Here is a 16,221-nt window from a genome sequence, read left to right on the forward strand (position 1 = left end):
CGAAGCAATCCCTCGCCGAACAAGGCGAAGTGCAAAGACCCATCACGGAGACAAACCGATGCCCGCTTTCCTTCTCACCCTCTCGCTGCGGCGCCGCGCCGTCGCTGCGTTCGCCCTGGCCGCCTGCATGCCCGTCGCAGCCCTCGCCGCCGACTGGAAACCCGATCACCCCGTGACGCTGGTGGTGCCCTACAGCCCCGGTGGAGGCACCGATGCGCAGACGCGTGTCGTGGCGAAGGAACTGCAGCAGATCTGGGGCCAACCGGTGATCGTCGAAAACGTGCCCGGCGCCGACGGCGTCATCGGCACGCGCAAGGTGATCGATGCCAAGCCGAACGGCCTGACGCTGCTGGTGCAGTTGCCGTCGCTGACGCTGATCAAGCATCTGCCCACCTTCAAGGGCACCGACCCGCTGGCGCAACTGGCGCCGGTGTCGGCCTTCTCCGCCCTGCCCGGCGTGGTGACGGCCAACGCGGCATTGCCGGTCAAGTCGATGGAGCAACTGGTGCGCTACTGCAAGAGCGCCGCCACGCCCTGTTCGGTCGGCACCACCGAGAACATGGCCCGGCTGCAGGCGCGCATCATGGGTGAAGAGAGCGCACTGCCGACGCTGGTGGTCGCCAACTACAAGGGCGGCGGGCAGATGATCACCGACCTGGTGGCCAACAACATCTCGTTCGCCATCGCCGGCAGCACCGCCGTGCTCCCCTTCGTCAAGACCGGCGCGCTCAGGGTCGTGATGACGATGGGCGACAAGCGCTCGGCCGTGCTGCCCGACGTGCCGACCGCGATCGAGGCCGGCTATCCGAGCTTCGACGCGACCACCTGGTATGGCCTCTTCGCGCCGAAGGGCACGCCCGTCGAGATCCAGGAGGGCATCGCCGCCGCCGTGCGCCAGGCGGTCAAGAGCGAGGACGTGCGCAAGTCCCTGTTCACGATCGGCGCCGAGCCGGTCGGCAACACGCCGGCCGAGTTCGCGGCCATGGTGCAGCGTGAAGCGAAGCGTATCGATGCCCAGGTGAAGCGCTTCCCGCTCGACTGACGCCCATCCATCCATCGTTTCGAGGAGTTCGAACCCGTGATCACCGCCCCCACATCCGCCGCCATCGGCCGCGACGCCGCTGCCTGGCGCGCCATCGACCTGGAGCGCGACACCGCGCGCTGGACGCTGCACTTCGACGACGCCGAGCGCGCCGATCTGCTGCAGGTGCTGCGCGCGGCGCATCGCCCGGGCCAGCCGCTGCTGGCCTACCGGCGCAGCGACTTCCCCTTCGGCGCCGCGTCGCTCGCCAAGATCCGGCGTGCCGTCGACGAGGCACAGCACGGCCTGGGCGTGGCGTTGATCAAGGGCTTCCCGCGCGAGGGCCTCGCGCCGGACGAGTTCGAGTTGCTGACCTGGGCGGTCGGATTGCATTTCGGCGTCGCCCGGCCGCAGGACAGGATGACGCGCTACATCAACCGCGTGCAGGACGTCGGCACCGTCTACCGCAGCCCGACCGGGCGCGGCTACTCGTCCAACGCCGAGCTCGACTTCCACGTCGACGGCGCCGACATCGTGCTGCTCAGTTGCTACAACCAGGCGCCGGTCGGCGGCGACAGCATGTGCGCCAGCGCCATCGCCGCCTGGCGCCAGTTGCTGGCCGAGCGCCCCGACCTGGCCGAGGTGCTGCGCGAGCCGCTGCCTTTCAGCCGCCAGGGCGAACAGGCCGAGGGATTGGCGCCGTTCCGCCTGATGCCGGTGTACGGCGAACTGGGGGACGACGTGTTCTGCATGTGGGTGCGCAACCGCGTCGAGCAGGGCGAGAAGCTCCCCGGTGCGCCGCGCGTCACCGCCCTCCAGCGCGAGGCCATGGATCTCCTCGACGCCATCGTGCGCCGGCCCGACTTCATGTACTCGATGCGGCTGGAGCCGGGCGACCTGCAGATCCTCAGCAACTTCACCGCGCTGCATTCGCGCACCCAGTTTCAGGACGTGGAGGAGCCGGACAAGAAGCGCCTCCTGTTCCGCCTGTGGCTGGCGACGCCGGATTCGCCGCGCCTGCCGGCCGGCTGGAACGGCTTCTACGAATCGATCGAGCCGGGCGTGGTGCGCGGAGGCGCCTACGGCCAGCACTACGACGACGCCTGCCGCCAATTCGATGCCGAGCAGGCGCATGCCATGGGCATGGCGCTCGGCCCGCGCTTTTCCGACTGAACCTTGAATCCCACCTGGAGACGACATGAGCAGACTCGACATCGCCGGCGACGCCCGCCGCACCATCGACGTGATCAAGCGCGGCGGCATCGCCATCGTGCCGAACGACACCGGCTACGCCTGCTGCGGCGCGTCGATGGACCCGCTGAAGAAGATCTACGACACCAAGCGCCGCGGCAGCCACAAGCGCAACGCGATGGCCGGCGACCTGGTCACGCAGCGCGAGCTGCACACGCTCAGCCCGCGCGCGCAGGAGATGGTCGAGGCGGTGGTCGTCGACCACGACCTGCCGCTGGGCGTCATCGGCAGCTTCAGGCCGGACCATCCGCTGCTGCGCAAGCTCGACGACGAGGCGGTCAAGGCCAGCACCGCCGTCGGCACCATCGGCATGCTGCTCAACGCCGGCCCGTTCCACAAGGAGCTGACGCGCCTCAGCCGCGAAGAGGTGGTGCCGCTGTTCGGCTCGTCGGCCAACCTCACCGGAACCGGCACGCGCTTCTCCGTCGAGGAGATCCCCGACGAACTCAAGCGGATCGCGGACATCACCATCGACTACGGCCTGCGCCGCTATCACACCTACCGGCGCGCCGGCACGCTGATCAACTTCGACACCATGCAGGTGGTGCGCATCGGCGCCTGCTACGAGTTGATCTCGGGTGTGCTCAAGCGCTGGTTCGATGTCGACCTGCCGGCCGACCCAGGCGTCGACGCGTTGCCCTCGGGGCACCTCAACGAGTTCGCGCTCAAGAACGTCCAGTAGCACCGCCATGGACTCGAACCTTTTCAATCCCGCACGCCGCACCGTCCTGGCCGGTGGCCTCGGCGGCGCGGCGCTGGCCTTGTGGGGCACCCGCGCACACGCGCAGGCCTGGCCCGCCCGGCCGGTGCGCGTGCTGCTGGGCTACACGCCCGGCGGTGCCGCCGACGTGACCGCGCGCGAGGTGATGACACCGCTCGGCAGGCTGCTCGGCCAGCCGGTCGTGATCGACTACAAGGCCGGCGCCAGCGGCACCATCGCGGGCGCCGAGGTGGTGCGCGCCCCACCCGACGGCTACACGCTGGGCCTGCTCGACAACGCGCCGCTGACCATCGTGCCGGCGCTGCGCAATGTCGGGTACGACCCGCTTACCGGTTTCGCGCCGGTCGCGATGGTGTCGCAGCTGCCGCAAGTACTGGTGGCGCCGCCCTCCGCCGGTGTCGCCACCGTGCAGGACCTGATCGCATTGATGCGCAAGGAGCCCGGCAAGCTGAGCTACGCCTCGGGCGGGTCGGGCAGCGTTGGCCACCTGGCGGCCGAGCTGTTCAAGTCGCGCACCGACACGTTCGCGGTGCACGTGCCGTACCGCGGCGGCGCGCCGGCCATCACCGCGCTGCTCGGGGGCGATGTCCAGTTCGCCTTTCTTACTGCATCGGCGACCGGGCCGTTCATCTCCAGCGGCAAGCTCAAGGCGCTGGGCGTGAGTTCGCTCACTCGCATGCCCTCGCTGCCCCATGTGCCGACCATCGCCGAATCCGGCGTGCAAGGCTTCGACGCGCCCGGCTGGTTCGCGCTGATGGGCCCGGCGGGCCTGCCGGAGCCCGTCGTCCTCGCCATTCGCAAGGCCCTGGCCGAAGTGCTTGCGTCACCGGGCATGGCCAGCCGGCTCGAAGCGCTGGGTCAGAACGCCGCACCGCCCAGTGCCGACGTGCGTCGCACCATCGCCACCGAAGGCGCGATGTGGAAGAAGCTCATCAGCGAACGAAAGATCGCGGTCGAAGGCTGAGCACGAGCGTCCCTTTTCCCATTCAGTACTGCAGCGACCACATCACGGAGCAACGCATGAGCCAACTTTCTTCCACCACCGCGCCGACTTCCACGACTTCTCCCGGTGCGCCGACGGACCCCGCCGGCCCGACCGGCCGCCTGTCGCAGTGGCTGGCCGACTTCCGACTCGATCAAGCGTCGGGTTCGGCGCGCGAACGTGCCCGGCTGCTGACCCTCGACGGCATCGGCTGCGCGATCGTCGGTGCGCAACTGCCGTGGTCACGCACGGCCGTCGACATCGTGCGCAGGTTCGAAGGCACCGGCGACCGCACGATCGTCGGCTGGGGCGCGAAGACGAGCGCGCCCGGCGCGGCGCTGCTCAACGGCACCTTCATCCAGGGCTTCGAGCTCGACGACTTTCATCCGCTCGGCCCGCTGCACTCCGCATCGATCGTGCTGCCGGCGCTGTGGGCCGTGGCCGAAGGGAGCGAAACGCCGGTGAGCGGCAAGCGCTTCCTCGAGGCCGCGATGGCCGGCTATGAAGTCGGGCCTCGTGTCGGCATGGCGCTGCACGGCGCGCAGATGCTGTCGCGCGGATGGCATTCGGGCGCGGTGTTCGGCACCCACGCGGCGGCCGCCGCGGTGGGCAAGTTGCTGGGCCTGGACGCCGCCCGCTTCGAGGACGCGCTGGGCCTGGCCGGCACCCAGTCCGCAGGCTTGATGGCCGCCCAGTACGAGGCGATGTGCAAGCGCATGCACCACGGCTTCTCGGCGCGCAACGGCATGTACGCGGCGGTGCTGGCCGAAGGCGGCTACACCGGCATCAAGCGCGTGTTCGAGCGCGAGTACGGCGGCTTCCTGTCTACCTTCGGCGAAGGCCACGACCCCGATGCCTCGCAGATCACCGACGGCCTGGGCGAGCGCTGGGAAGTCGAGCGCATCGTGCTCAAGCCCTATGCGGCAATGGGCGCGATCCATTCGCCGCTGGACGCCCTGTTCGACATCGACGCCCAACGCAAGCTGTTGCCCGGCGAGATCACGCGCATCGAGTGCGACGTGCCGCACGCGGCGTACCACCACGGCTGGTGGGTTCCCGAGCGGCCGCTCACGCCGATCGGCGCGCAGATGAACATCGGCTACGCGCTGGCGGTCGCCGCGATCGACGGCGCCGCGATGGTCCAGCAGTTCACGCCGGCGCGCATCGACTCGGACGACGTGTGGGAACTGCTGCGCAAGGTCGAGGTGCGGCACGAGCCGGCCTTCGACGCGATCGGCGGCGACATCACGAAGAAGTTTCGGGTGCGCCTGGCCGTCACCTTCAGCGACGGCCAGCGCATCGAGGTCGATCGCGGCGCATCGCGCGGCATCCAGTCGCCGTTGCCCGCGGCCGAGGTGTTGGCCAAGTACCGGACGCTCACCGACGGACTGATCGACGCGCCGCGTCAGGCGGCAATCGAGCAACTGACGCTGGGTATCGAGGACGTCGCCGACGTGCGCGAACTGCTGGCGTTGCTGGCACCGCCGGCGGCGGCTGCCTTCGAGTGACTGTTCTCAATCAGACGAAGAGAGACACACCATGAGCACCTTGCACCGTCGCACCCTGCTGCTGGCCGGATGGGCCGGCCTTGCCGTCATCGCAGCCGCCAGCGCGCCCGCGTATGCGCAAGGCACCTGGCCGGACAAGCCGATCCGCCTGGTCCTGCCCTTCTCGGCTGGCGGCCCGGGCGACATCACCGCGCGCCTGATCGCGCAGGGCCTGGGCAAGCAACTGAACCAGACCGTGATCGTCGACAACAAGCCGGGCGCGGGCGGCCTGATCGGTTCCGACTTCGTGGCCAAGAGCGCGCCCGACGGCTACACGATCCTGATTGCCGGCAACGGTGCGGTGGCCAATGCGCTGCTGCGGACCAAGATGCCTTATGCCGACAGCGACCTGGTGCCGGTGGTCGAAGGCAACACCGCACCCTCGGTGATGGTCGCATCGGCCACCGCCAGTTTTCGCGACCTGAAGGAATTGCAGGCCTACGGCAAGCGCAAGGGCGGCCTCACCTTCGGCACGGCCGGTGCCGGCAGCACGGGCCACTTCGTCGGCGAGATGGTTGGCGCCGCGCTCGGCGTGCCGGTGACCATCGTTCACTACAAGAGCGGCTCGGAAACCGTCAACGCCATCGTCGGCGGCCAGATCGACCTGGCATCGGAGGCGCCGATCGGCGTGACGGGCTACGTCAAGGGCGGCAAGCTGCGGGCCGTGGCCGTCACCGACGACAAGCGCACGGCCGCGCTGCCCGACGTGCCAACCACCACAGAACAGGGCTTCCCGACCATCCAGATGCAGCACTGGGGCGGCCTGTTCGCGCCGAAGGGCACGCCGCCCGTGGTGCTCGACCGCATCGCCGCAGCGCTCGACACCGCCTTCAAGACGGATGCCGCGATGCGGGCGCAGTTCGAGGCCAATGGCTCGCAGGTGGGTGGCGGCACGCGGGCCGACTTCGCGCAGGTGATCGCGAGGGAGAAGCAGCGCCTCGGCAAGATCGTGAGCGACGCAAGGATGTCGCTCGATTGATCAGCTTCATTCCACCGGAATCGCGCCGTGTAGGAGGGAGCCCACGCCCCGAAATGAAATATGCTGATACATAAGTATTACATCGTAGCAACGATCGTGGCATGGACGAACAACGCCACGCCGCCCTCCTTCGATGCCTCGACGCGGGCATCGTCGCCCTGGCTGCGTGCCTGCTGCTGGCCCTCGCCTCACCGCGCGCGGACGCCCAATCGGCGCCGCGGATCTATGCCTGCAAGGACGCCCGCGGCCGCACGCTGAGTTCCGACCGCCCGATCGCGGATTGCGCCGACAGGGAGCAGGCGGAGTTGCGCAAGTCGGGCGGCGTCCTGCGCACGATCGATGCGGCCGCATCGCCGATGGACCTCGCGGCGCGCGAGCGACGGGATGAGGAAGCGGAGCAGGCGGCGCTGCTCCGCTCGGGCGAGCGTCGGCGGGAGCGCGCGCTGCTGGTGCGCTACCCCGACGCGCGCATCCACGACCAGGAACGCGCCGAGGCCTTGGCGCAGATCGACCAGACTACCCGGGTGGCCAACGACTATCTCGCGGCGCTGAAGGTCGATCGCCAGCGCCTCGACGGCGAGCTGGAGTTCTATCGCGGCGACCGCGCGCTGGCGCCCGCGGTGTTGCGGCGCAAGTTTGACGAGAACGAAGCCGCGGTGCGTGCGCAGCTCCGCTTCATCCGGCAGGCCGAGGACGACAGGCAACGCCTCGCACTGCGCTTCGCCAAGGAACGCGCGCAGTTGGAACCGCTCTGGCGCACATCCTCGCAAGGCATTGACCTGCCGCGATCAGCACGCCACCGGCCGCTGCAAGGGAGGCGGTGCCTCGCCCGTGATCTCCCGCAGTAGCGCCACGTATTGATCCACGAGCGGGGCCGGTGCGAATTCCTTCGCGCGCTTGCGGCCACGAGCGGACTGCACGGCCTGCAATTCAGGGTTGTTCAACAGATGCGTCATGCGCTCGCCCAGTTCCTCGTGGTCGCCATTGGTGAAGACGAGTCCCGCATTTCCCATGCATTCCGCCAACCCTCCGTGCTTGGAAACGATGAGGTTTCGTCCGGCGGCCATCAGCTCGACGACCACGCCACCCATTGGCTCGTACCACGCGGAGGGCACCACACCGATACGCCCCTTGGAGACCCAGTGGACCAGGTCCTGACCGCGTCGGTTTCCGGCAAACACGACCGACGACTCGACCTCGAGCTCCAAGGCCAGCGCCTCGATCTCCGCCCTCCGGTCCCCATCGCCGATGATGAGCAATCGAGGCGGCGCGACAGGGTGGCGCGCGACGACACCGGCGAACGCCTTCAACAGCGTGTCGATGCCTTTCTCGGACACGAGCCGCCCCAGGTAGAGAAACTCGAACTCCGGCGCAGCCACCTCTCCTCCGACGGCTTCAAAACGCTCGACCGGAAACGGGTTGTAGATATGGACCTGCCGGGGCAGTCGGTTGGCATGCGCCATCCATCGGGTGATGGCGACGTTCTTCGTGACCACATGCCTTGCAACCAGGCGACGCACGCCGAGCTTGAGGCCTTCCCGCAAGGCGGGGGCCCAGCCGCGCAGCGTCGCGTGGTGGACGATCGAGGCGAAGGGGGTCAGCGGCGCGGGCTTGCCGTCCTGCCAACCCGCGCCGTCGATGCACGCGGCCTGATAGCCGACGTGGACCCAGACAAAGGGCTTGCGATACAGCAGCACCCACGGCAGCAGCGCGAGCGTTGCACCGTTGAAGAGAATCACGTCCGCCCATTTCACCAGTTCGCGCGCATCGCGGCTGCCAGGGTTGGCGACGACCTCGAACTCGAAGGACGTGCCGGGCTCGAGCGGCGTTCGCGTGACGACCTTGCACTCGAATCCAAGGCTCGTGAAACCCTCGGCGAGTTCCATCGAAACGGTCTCGACACCGCCGGTCGAGGGATAAAAGGCGTGGGAATAGAGAAGGATTTTCATGGGGGGGGAGGCGTGCCGCTTGGCTGACACCGGCGTGTCACCGGCGCACGGCAGGGATCCTGACGCGTTCTGGAGAAATTACCCTTCTCGCGATCATGCGGCGGGCAGTCCGGGGTTCCCCTTCGACGTAGGTCTACAGCCCATACCCAAGGAACTCCAAGGAACTCCGCACGGCTGCCAGGAACCCTGTCGTTCAAGACCTTCGCTTCCCGTGCTCGAGTTACTCAATGACACCGCTGTCCTCGAACTGGCGCGTGCCGAACTCGTGCCCCGCTATGTCGCGAGCCGTGACCGACCCCTGTCGGAGGTCGCGAGCCTCCTCGGTTTTGCATCGCTCAGCGCGTTCTCGCGATGGTTCAACGGACGGTTCGGGTGCAGCGTGTCCAGGTGGCGGGTGCGGGGCGATTCGACGCGGCGCTGACACGACTGCGGTTTTCTCGCGGCGCCGACTGACAAGGCCGGCTCGCCGGTCGCGGCAGAGTCGACGACCTGAAACCAGCAAGCTGAAAGCAAGGTCTCGCCATGCAAATGCAATCCCAGTCCCAAACCGGCGACGCCGCACGTCTGCGGGACGACCCAGGCCGAATGACTGCGCAGGGGCCGCTTCCCGCCCCGGTCGTCGAGATCGGCGCGCGACACGGCTTCGGGCGCGACGCGACCCGCGCGCTCTGGAGCGCATTGCTGCTGGGACGCGGCGCCATGGCGCAGTTCAGCCATGCCGAGTTCGGGGGCAGCGGGCAGTGGATGCGCGGCGGCATGTTGATGATCGGCGACATGTTCAACCGCCAGCTGGCCGCCCGCGTGGGCGCGTTGTGCGACGACCTCTCGCTGTGGCTGGCAGAGCATCCGGAGGCGGCCGCCTCGTCGGGCGCCGCTGCCATCGCGCGCGAATCGGAATGGTGGCCCGCCGGCCTTCACTCGCCCGCGACGAGCGGCGCTCAGAACGGCATGCGCTATGCGTACTTTCCGGATCAGCGTCGGCTGGCCATCGAACGAAACGGCGGCGTCGAGCTGTACGACACCGGGGATCACCTGATTGGCGGCGTATCGCAGCAGCAAGGGGGAGCGGACGCTCTCACCTTTGCCAGCCAGCGAGGCGCCGTCGACCTCGCGACCCTGCGCAGGATCGGACAGGAATCGGCGACGCCACCGACCCTTCAGCCACGCGCCGAGACCTCGCCTGACGCATCGCCGGCGCGGCGGCCCGACAGCGCGACGGCTTCGCACCAGAGCGGCGACGTCCTGGCAACCATCGAGCGACTGGCTGCCCTGCACGAGCGGGGCGTGTTGACCGATGCCGAATTCACTGCCAAGAAGACCGAATTGCTCGGGAGACTCTGATGGAACCGATGAAGCCTATGGAACCGATGAAGCCCATGCAGCCGATGAAGCCCATGGAACCCATGCAGGCGCCCGCCGCCGGCTGGTGGCCCGACGACCTCGGGCATCCTGCAAGCAGCGGCGCACAGGACGGGTGGCGCTACGCAGTCTTTCCTCACAAGCGACGACTCGCGATCGAGAAGAGCGGCAAGGTGCAGCTTTTCGACACCGGCGACCACGCCATATCGGGCATCAGCCAACAGCAGGACGGCCAAGGCACGTCGCCCACGTTCGTGAGCCAGCACGGAAAAGTCGATCTCGACGCCCTCACGCCGGTGAAGTAAGCTGATGGGTGCAAGCACCCCGCCGCCTACTTGGGCCTTGGTCGCGTCAATGCACGGTCCGGCATGCTGAGCTTGCCTTCACGCAATTCAACCACCGCACGGGCGACGGCGCGCGCCACGTTGCGGGTTTCCTCCTGCACGTTGACGTCCTGGTCGAGCGTGTCGTGGCTCGTGGCGTAGGGCTCGTAGTAGCCGATGTAACGATCCAGGCGCGACTGCGCGCCGGCGTCGACCAGGCCCATCCAATCGAGCCAGTCGCAGAGATTGCGGCGCAGGCTCTCGATGCCGGCCACATCGCCATGCACCAGCACGCCATAGACGCGGCCGGCCAGGTGCTTGGGAAAGTTCCAGCCGTTTCCGTCGAGGTCCCTTCAGCACGAAGCGCGCAGGCCATGTTGCAGTAGGTGCGCAACTACGTCGCGGCCTCAACGGCGCCGCCTCTGTTACGGGCGTAACGGCGCGACGCCGCGTTGAAATCATCTGCTCAACGAGGCTTCCGAAGATACGCCACCCGGAAGGCCGGCATCCCGATCTCCGGCGTCATCAACCATTCACTTGCATTCAGCCAGGAGCAGAAATGTCCGAAATCCCCACTCAGTCGACCTCGAAAATCGCCATCGTCACCGGCGGGAGCCGCGGTCTCGGCCGCAACACGGTGCTCAGCCTTGCCAGGCGCGGTGTTCGATCCATCTTCACCTACAACGCCAGCCCCGAAGAAGCCGAAAAGGTCGTGGCGGAAGCCAGAGGCCTCGGCGTGGAGGCGATCGCCTTGCAGCTCGATGTCTCCAAGGCCGCGACCTTCGATGACTTCGTTCGACGCGTGCGGCAGTCGCTCGTCGAACTGGGCGCGCAGGGCTTCGACTTTCTCGTCAACAACGCCGGAACCTCCTACCACGCATCGTTCGAAGCCTCCCTGGAGGAGGACCTCGACCTGCTCTACAACGTCCACTTCAAGGGCGTCTTCCTGTTGACGCAGAAGCTGCTTCCCCTGATCAACGACGGCGGCCGAATCGTCAATTTCTCGACGGGCCTGACGCGGATCATCGTTCCAGGAAGCGCCGCCTACGGGTCTTTGAAGGGGGCCGTCGAGGTGCTTACCCGCTACCTGGCCAAGGAACTCGGCCCGCGCCGGATCGCCGTCAACGTGGTGGCTCCCGGAGCGATCATGACCGACTTCAGCGGCGGAATGGTCCGCGACAACCCCGCAGTCAGACAGCGGGTTGCCGACATGACGGCACTCGGTCGCGCGGGCGAACCCGATGACATTGGACCGATGGTGGCGTCTCTTGTTTCCGACGACAACCGCTGGGTCAACGCACAGCGGATCGAGGTGTCCGGCGGCATGTCGATCTGAGGGGCGCCGGCGTGCAACGGCGAGCCACTATGCGACCCGCCGTGCCGCGCTGCTTGGCGCTGCCCGCGAAGACGCGACCAGGCGCGAAAACGACGGCGGACAGGCGAGGTTTTACTCAGGCAGTCGAATGACACCTGTCGCGTGCATCTCGTCGATCCGCTCGTCGTCGTAGCCAACCTCTCGAAGGATTTCACGCCCGTGCTCGCCAAGCGCTGGTGGCGAACTGCGCAGCGCGGTGCGCTCGCCGCCGAAGCGCAGGGGCTGTGCCACCGAGCGCATCGGGCCCAGCAGATCGTGCGCATACCCGAAGATCATGCCGCTCGCGGCGGCGTGCGGATGGGCTGACAACTCGCCCAGCGTATGCAAGGGCGAACACGGAATGCCCAGCGCACCCAGCGCTTCGATCCATTCGTCGCGATCGCGACCGGCGAGCGCGCGCTTGACCAGGGCCACGGTCTCCTCGCGGTTCGCCACGCGCGCTGCGTTGGTCGCGAAGCGCGGATCGTCCATCACCTCCTGCAGGCCCGCCACCGCACAGAACGCGCGCCAGAGGCCATCGTTCGCGACGCCCAGGATCAGCGGCTTGTCGCGGGTTTCGAAGACTTCGTACGGACACAGCGACTCGTGCCCCGATCCGGGCTTCTCCGGCTCGGTCCCCCGCTCCCAATACCCCTGCAGGAAGTAGCCGAGAAAACCGGTTGCCGTGTCGAAGAGCGAAGCCTCGACCGTTCCGCCCACGCCCGTCCGCGAGCGCTCGAGCAGCGCCGCGAGGATGCCGATCAACGCATGCAGCCCGGTCGCCTGATCGACCGGTGAAAAGGGACTGCGCACCGGCGGTCCGTCACGCTCGCCGGTGATCGCGAGCATGCCGCAGAAGGCCTGCAGAATGACGTCGTAGCCCTTGCCGTCCCGCATGGGACCGACGCTGCCGAAACCCGAGATGCTGCAGCAGACGAGGCGGGGATTGCGTGCGCGCAAGGTGGCGGCATCGACGCCCAGGCGCTGCGCCACGCCGGGCCCGAAGCTCTCGATGACCACGTCCGACTGGTCGACGAGGCGCAGCACGGCCGCCTTGCCCGCTTCGCTTCGCAGGTCGATGGCGAGGCTGCGCTTGTTCCGGTTGGCGCTCAGGAAGACGGTGCCGGTGGCCTCGCCATCCGCGTCGGTCCGAAACGGGGGCCAGCCGCGCGTCTCGTCGCCCGCACCGGTGGTTTCGACCTTGATGACGTCCGCGCCCATGTCGCCGAGGTACTGCGCACACAGGGGACCGGCCAGCACCTTGGACAGGTCCAGCACCTTCAGCCCCGCGACGGGTGTCGGACTCATCTTTGTCTCCGGAAAATGTTGGTATTTATCATAACCTAGCATACTATATGCGAGCAAACCGTAGCTCGCGGAAACCGGAGACAAAGGAATGAGAAGACGCGCAATCGCCGGCATCGCGGTGGCCGCACTGTGGTGCCTTGGCGCATCCGCTGAGGTCTGGCCGTCCAAACCCGTCCGCATCGTGACGGCCTTCGGGGCGGGCAGCGCGAGCGACATCGTCGCGCGCACGCTGGCGGACGAACTGCAAAGAGTCTTCGCGCAGCCTTTCATCGTCGACAACAAGCCGGGCGCCTCGGGAATCATCGCCGCTGAACAGGTCGCCCGATCCGCACCGGACGGCTACACGCTGTTCCTCAGCACGAACACCGCGCATTCGGCGAACCCCTTCCTGTTCAAGAAGCTGCCCTACGACCCTCTCAAGGACTTCACGCCCATCGCGCGCGTGTGCTACTTCCCCTTCGTGCTCGCAGTCAATGCGTCGATTCCGGTGAAAACGGTGCCGGAGCTGATCGCCTACGCGCACGAACCGGGGCACAAGCTGAGCTATGGTTACGGCAACAGCACCGGCCAGGTGGCGGGCGCCGCCTTCAATTCGCTGGCGAAGCTCGACGCGACCGCCGTGCCCTACAAGAGCACGCCACAGGCGCTGACGGACCTGATCGGCAACCAGATCGGCTTCCTGTTCGTCGACCTGGCCTCGAGCCAGGCGCACCTGAAGTCGAACCGCCTGCGCGCCCTGGCGGTCACGACGGAGCGCCGCAGCAAGCTCGCGCCGGAACTTCCCACGATCGCCGACAGCGCCAGGCTGCCGGGCTTCGACCTCGCCGCCTGGGTCGGCGTGCTGGCGCCGGCCGGCCTGCCCAAGGACATCACCGACAGGCTCAGCGTCGAGATCACCCGCGCGCTCGCGAGCCCGAAGATCTTCGACAAGCTCACGGCCTTGGGCGCGGAGGTCGCGCCGGGCTCGGCGAGCGAACTGCGCAGCACCATGGATCAGCAACTCGAAGTTTGGGGTCGCAAGGTCAAGGAATCGGGCATCGAGGCCGAGTAGCGGGCCCGGGCTTCGACCCGCTTGCCGGGCCGGACGGTCACATCCGGGGGAATGCGAAGACGAAGGTCGTCCCCTCGGCGTGCGACGAACTGACGCTGACCTCACCGCCATGCGCAAGCGCGATGGCGCGAACGATGAACAAGCCCAGCCCGACGCTGCGCGCTGCACTGTCGCCCGGGTCGCCGCGCACCATGGGCTCGAACAGCGAGGCCTGCATGCCGGCCGGGATGGGCTCGCCATCGTTGTGAACCGACAGGCTGGCGGTCTCGCCGCGCAATGCCGAGGTTACGGTGACCACGCTGGCCGGCTCGCCATAGGCCATGGCATTGCCCACCAGGTTGCCGATGAGCTGGGCCACACGGTCCGCGTCGGCGATGCAGGCCCCCTCGCCTTCGGCATGGTAGACAAGCGCGCGTCCGGGAAAGGCCAGCGCAAGCTCGTCGACGATCCCCGCGACCAAGACGTGCAGGTCGACCGGCGCGGGTGCGACCGTCAGGCCGCGGCCCACCCGCGCGAGCGTGAAGTCCAGCAACTCCTCGATGAGCCGCTGGGCTCGCTGCGCGGAGCTGGTGACATGACCGAGTACACGCACCTTGGCCGGTGCGTTCTCGCCGTGCGCGAGCAGCTTGGCGCCCATGAGGATGGCCGACAGCGGGTTGCGCAGGTCGTGGCTCACGATCGCCACCATCTGCTCTGCAAACAAGGCCCTGTCCTGCGCACGGGCGTGCTCGCGGGTCGGCTCCGTGATGTCGCTCAGCACGCCGACGAAATAGGCCAGCGTGCCGTCGTCGTTGAAGACGCCATGGCCCGATGACGCCACCGTCCGCGCGACGCCGTCGACGCCGTTGAGCCGGTAGGTGCAGTTGTAGGCATCCTCGCTTCGGCCGAGGGCGCATGCCATCGCCTGCCGTTCGCTGTCCCTGTCCTCGGGATGCACCGCCGCGGCGTAGCAGGCGTCGTCGATCGGGCGCGCACCGCCGTAGCCCAGCAGGCGCGCGACGTCGTCTTCGTACCGACGCGCGCCGGTGGCGGCGTCGACGTCCCAGAGGAACAGGTTTCCGAGCCGCAGGGCCTGGCGAAGTCGGGCTTGCGTCACCTGCAAGGCGGCCTGCGCCTCGCGCTCCTTCGTCACGAGGTCGTCGGCTCGCTTGCGCGCGACGACGAGCTGCCGTTCGTACTTGTTGCGCTCTTCGGCGACGACGATCGAGATCTCGTCATAGCTGCCCCGGTCGGTGATGCGCCGGATGGCGTTCAGCATCATCGGAATCGTGTGGCCGCCCTTGTGCCGCACATCGAGCTTCACTTCCGACAGCGAGCCTTGCATCTCCAGCGTCGGCAACCAGTGGGTCTGGTGGAAGATGCGCCCACCCATCGTGAAGAGCTCCTGCAGCCGCTTCTTTCCGACCAGTTCATCGCGCTCCAATCCGAGCCAGGTGCAGAACGTCCTGTTGACCTTCAGGATGGTGCCCGTCGTGCTCGTGACGAGCAGCCCCGTCGGAAACTCGTCGAAGAGTTGCTCGGCGTTCGGCAGCTCGAAAGCGTTCTCGGGCATTCACGGACGGCCGAGCGTCGCGAGAAACTCGTCCATTGCGCTGGCACTGGCGCAGGGCGCGCTCAGGTGCGGGCAATGCCCGACGTTCTCGACGACGCGAAGCATGCAGTTGGGAAGCGTGCGTTGGAGGTATTCGCCGACGGCCATTGGCGCGATGAGGTCGTCGCTGGACTGGACCACCAGCGTCGGCGCGGTCAGCCTGGGAAGGTCGGCGCGGTTGTCGGACAGGAAGGTCACGCGTGCGAACTGCTTGGCGATTTCCGGGTCGGTGCGGCAAAAGCTGTTCGTGAGCTCCACGCCGAGTTCAGGCTGCTCCGGCGCGCCCATGATGGCCGGCGCCATGCTACTGGCCCATCCCAGGTAATTTGACTCGAGCGTGTCCAGGAGCGAATCGATGTCCTCTCGCGTGAAGCCGCCCACATAGTCGCCGTCGTTGATGTAGCAGGGAGAGGGCCCGACCATCACGTGGCCCGCAAAGCGCTGCGGAGCGCGGATTCCCGCCAGCATGCCGATCATGGCGCTCACGGAGTGCCCGACGAAGACCACAGGGCCCTGCGCGAATTCGTCCACGATTTCAAGGACGTCGTCCGCGTACCCGGCAAGCTGGCTGTACTTAAGCGCGTCGTAGGCCGCGAGATCCGATTGGCCCGCGCCGACCAGATCGAAGGTGACCGTGCGGAACCGGGCCGAATACTGAGGCGCAAGAAACCGCCACATGTGCTGGTCGCAGCCGAAACCGTGCGAAAACAACAGGGTCAGCGGGCCATCCCCGAGAACCTTCACGTTGTTGCGTTTTTCGACAGACATGTCCGGGCCTTCTTGAC

Annotated in this window: 15 protein-coding genes and 2 pseudogenes; 12 read left to right on the top strand and 5 right to left on the bottom strand. The window is 67.6% G+C overall.

Going from position 1 to position 16,221, the window contains the following annotated elements:
- The first annotated feature begins 58 nt into the window (after positions 1 to 58).
- The 7 genes from ACSFBL_RS00275 to ACSFBL_RS00305 all read left to right on the top strand — a co-directional run bounded on the left by ACSFBL_RS00275 (position 59) and on the right by ACSFBL_RS00305 (position 7,349).
- On the top strand, positions 59 to 1,042 hold the full coding sequence (locus ACSFBL_RS00275; protein WP_435513730.1) for a Bug family tripartite tricarboxylate transporter substrate binding protein: 984 nt from the start codon (positions 59 to 61) through the stop codon (positions 1,040 to 1,042).
- Positions 1,043 to 1,078: 36 nt separating this feature from the next.
- Positions 1,079 to 2,194 carry a TauD/TfdA family dioxygenase gene (locus tag ACSFBL_RS00280; RefSeq protein WP_435513731.1) on the top strand — a complete coding sequence of 372 codons (1,116 nt, stop codon included), beginning with the start codon at positions 1,079 to 1,081 and terminating at the stop codon, positions 2,192 to 2,194.
- Positions 2,195 to 2,219: 25 nt separating this feature from the next.
- A complete protein-coding gene (locus ACSFBL_RS00285) occupies positions 2,220 to 2,954 on the top strand; it encodes a Sua5/YciO/YrdC/YwlC family protein (protein WP_435513732.1) in 735 nt (244 codons plus the stop codon).
- A gap of 7 nt (positions 2,955 to 2,961) precedes the next feature.
- Positions 2,962 to 3,957, top strand: coding sequence for a Bug family tripartite tricarboxylate transporter substrate binding protein (locus ACSFBL_RS00290; protein ID WP_435513733.1), 996 nt, complete (start codon positions 2,962 to 2,964; stop codon positions 3,955 to 3,957).
- A gap of 56 nt (positions 3,958 to 4,013) precedes the next feature.
- Complete coding sequence (locus tag ACSFBL_RS00295) at positions 4,014 to 5,483, top strand: MmgE/PrpD family protein (protein WP_435513734.1); 1,470 nt, start codon at positions 4,014 to 4,016, stop codon at positions 5,481 to 5,483.
- Between the two features lie 31 nt (positions 5,484 to 5,514).
- Entirely contained in the window at positions 5,515 to 6,501 is a 987-nt protein-coding gene (locus tag ACSFBL_RS00300; RefSeq protein ID WP_435513735.1) for a Bug family tripartite tricarboxylate transporter substrate binding protein, read from the top strand.
- Positions 6,502 to 6,602: 101 nt separating this feature from the next.
- A complete protein-coding gene (locus ACSFBL_RS00305; RefSeq protein ID WP_435513736.1) occupies positions 6,603 to 7,349 on the top strand; it encodes a DUF4124 domain-containing protein in 747 nt (248 codons plus the stop codon).
- On the opposite strand, the gene ACSFBL_RS00310 is transcribed toward ACSFBL_RS00305, so the two are convergent.
- The gene (locus ACSFBL_RS00310) at positions 7,290 to 8,450 is read right to left on the bottom strand and encodes a glycosyltransferase family 4 protein (protein ID WP_435513737.1); all 1,161 of its coding nucleotides are present in this window, start codon (positions 8,448 to 8,450) and stop codon (positions 7,290 to 7,292) included. The genes ACSFBL_RS00305 and ACSFBL_RS00310 overlap by 60 nt on opposite strands.
- A 238-nt stretch (positions 8,451 to 8,688) precedes the next feature.
- Here ACSFBL_RS00310 and ACSFBL_RS00315 point away from each other — a divergent pair.
- The 3 genes and pseudogenes from ACSFBL_RS00315 to ACSFBL_RS00325 form a co-directional block, all read left to right on the top strand.
- Positions 8,689 to 8,871: pseudogene (locus tag ACSFBL_RS00315) on the top strand (helix-turn-helix domain-containing protein); the annotation flags it as partial.
- A gap of 101 nt (positions 8,872 to 8,972) precedes the next feature.
- Positions 8,973 to 9,791, top strand: a complete 819-nt coding sequence (locus ACSFBL_RS00320) for an SHOCT domain-containing protein (RefSeq protein WP_435513738.1) — start codon at positions 8,973 to 8,975, stop codon at positions 9,789 to 9,791.
- A gap of 8 nt (positions 9,792 to 9,799) precedes the next feature.
- Entirely contained in the window at positions 9,800 to 10,114 is a 315-nt protein-coding gene (locus tag ACSFBL_RS00325) for a hypothetical protein (RefSeq protein WP_435513739.1), read from the top strand.
- Between the two features lie 26 nt (positions 10,115 to 10,140).
- Here ACSFBL_RS00325 and ACSFBL_RS00330 read toward each other — a convergent pair.
- Positions 10,141 to 10,467 (bottom strand): annotated as a pseudogene (locus ACSFBL_RS00330) (NADPH-dependent FMN reductase); the annotation flags it as partial.
- A gap of 224 nt (positions 10,468 to 10,691) precedes the next feature.
- On the opposite strand from ACSFBL_RS00330, the gene ACSFBL_RS00335 reads away from it, so the two are divergent.
- Entirely contained in the window at positions 10,692 to 11,468 is a 777-nt protein-coding gene (locus ACSFBL_RS00335) for an SDR family NAD(P)-dependent oxidoreductase (RefSeq protein WP_435513740.1), read from the top strand.
- A 111-nt stretch (positions 11,469 to 11,579) separates the two neighbouring features.
- On the opposite strand, the gene ACSFBL_RS00340 is transcribed toward ACSFBL_RS00335, so the two are convergent.
- A complete protein-coding gene (locus tag ACSFBL_RS00340) occupies positions 11,580 to 12,794 on the bottom strand; it encodes a CaiB/BaiF CoA transferase family protein (RefSeq protein ID WP_435513741.1) in 1,215 nt (404 codons plus the stop codon).
- A gap of 88 nt (positions 12,795 to 12,882) precedes the next feature.
- Here ACSFBL_RS00340 and ACSFBL_RS00345 point away from each other — a divergent pair, with 88 nt between their 5' ends.
- Positions 12,883 to 13,845 carry a Bug family tripartite tricarboxylate transporter substrate binding protein gene (locus ACSFBL_RS00345; protein ID WP_435513742.1) on the top strand — a complete coding sequence of 321 codons (963 nt, stop codon included), beginning with the start codon at positions 12,883 to 12,885 and terminating at the stop codon, positions 13,843 to 13,845.
- A gap of 37 nt (positions 13,846 to 13,882) precedes the next feature.
- On the opposite strand, the gene ACSFBL_RS00350 is transcribed toward ACSFBL_RS00345, so the two are convergent.
- Positions 13,883 to 15,397, bottom strand: coding sequence for a sensor histidine kinase (locus tag ACSFBL_RS00350; RefSeq protein ID WP_435513743.1), 1,515 nt, complete (start codon positions 15,395 to 15,397; stop codon positions 13,883 to 13,885).
- Entirely contained in the window at positions 15,398 to 16,204 is an 807-nt protein-coding gene (locus ACSFBL_RS00355) for an alpha/beta fold hydrolase (RefSeq protein WP_435513744.1), read from the bottom strand. It abuts the gene before it with no gap.
- Between the last annotated feature and the right edge of the window lie 17 nt (positions 16,205 to 16,221).

Origin of the sequence: Variovorax glacialis, from assembly GCF_051216375.1 — a bacterium.
Lineage (GTDB): Bacteria > Pseudomonadota > Gammaproteobacteria > Burkholderiales > Burkholderiaceae_C > Variovorax.

Coding starts and splice junctions, on each gene's coding strand:
- ACSFBL_RS00275 (WP_435513730.1), top strand. CDS start 59: ATGCCCGCTTTCCTTCTCACCCTCTCGCTGCGGCGCCGCGCCGTCGCT.
- ACSFBL_RS00285 (WP_435513732.1), top strand. CDS start 2,220: ATGAGCAGACTCGACATCGCCGGCGACGCCCGCCGCACCATCGACGTG.
- ACSFBL_RS00290 (WP_435513733.1), top strand. CDS start 2,962: ATGGACTCGAACCTTTTCAATCCCGCACGCCGCACCGTCCTGGCCGGT.
- ACSFBL_RS00295 (WP_435513734.1), top strand. CDS start 4,014: ATGAGCCAACTTTCTTCCACCACCGCGCCGACTTCCACGACTTCTCCC.
- ACSFBL_RS00300 (WP_435513735.1), top strand. CDS start 5,515: ATGAGCACCTTGCACCGTCGCACCCTGCTGCTGGCCGGATGGGCCGGC.
- ACSFBL_RS00305 (WP_435513736.1), top strand. CDS start 6,603: ATGGACGAACAACGCCACGCCGCCCTCCTTCGATGCCTCGACGCGGGC.
- ACSFBL_RS00310 (WP_435513737.1), bottom strand. CDS start 8,450: ATGAAAATCCTTCTCTATTCCCACGCCTTTTATCCCTCGACCGGCGGT.
- ACSFBL_RS00320 (WP_435513738.1), top strand. CDS start 8,973: ATGCAAATGCAATCCCAGTCCCAAACCGGCGACGCCGCACGTCTGCGG.
- ACSFBL_RS00325 (WP_435513739.1), top strand. CDS start 9,800: ATGAAGCCTATGGAACCGATGAAGCCCATGCAGCCGATGAAGCCCATG.
- ACSFBL_RS00335 (WP_435513740.1), top strand. CDS start 10,692: ATGTCCGAAATCCCCACTCAGTCGACCTCGAAAATCGCCATCGTCACC.
- ACSFBL_RS00340 (WP_435513741.1), bottom strand. CDS start 12,794: ATGAGTCCGACACCCGTCGCGGGGCTGAAGGTGCTGGACCTGTCCAAG.
- ACSFBL_RS00345 (WP_435513742.1), top strand. CDS start 12,883: ATGAGAAGACGCGCAATCGCCGGCATCGCGGTGGCCGCACTGTGGTGC.
- ACSFBL_RS00350 (WP_435513743.1), bottom strand. CDS start 15,397: ATGCCCGAGAACGCTTTCGAGCTGCCGAACGCCGAGCAACTCTTCGAC.
- ACSFBL_RS00355 (WP_435513744.1), bottom strand. CDS start 16,204: ATGTCTGTCGAAAAACGCAACAACGTGAAGGTTCTCGGGGATGGCCCG.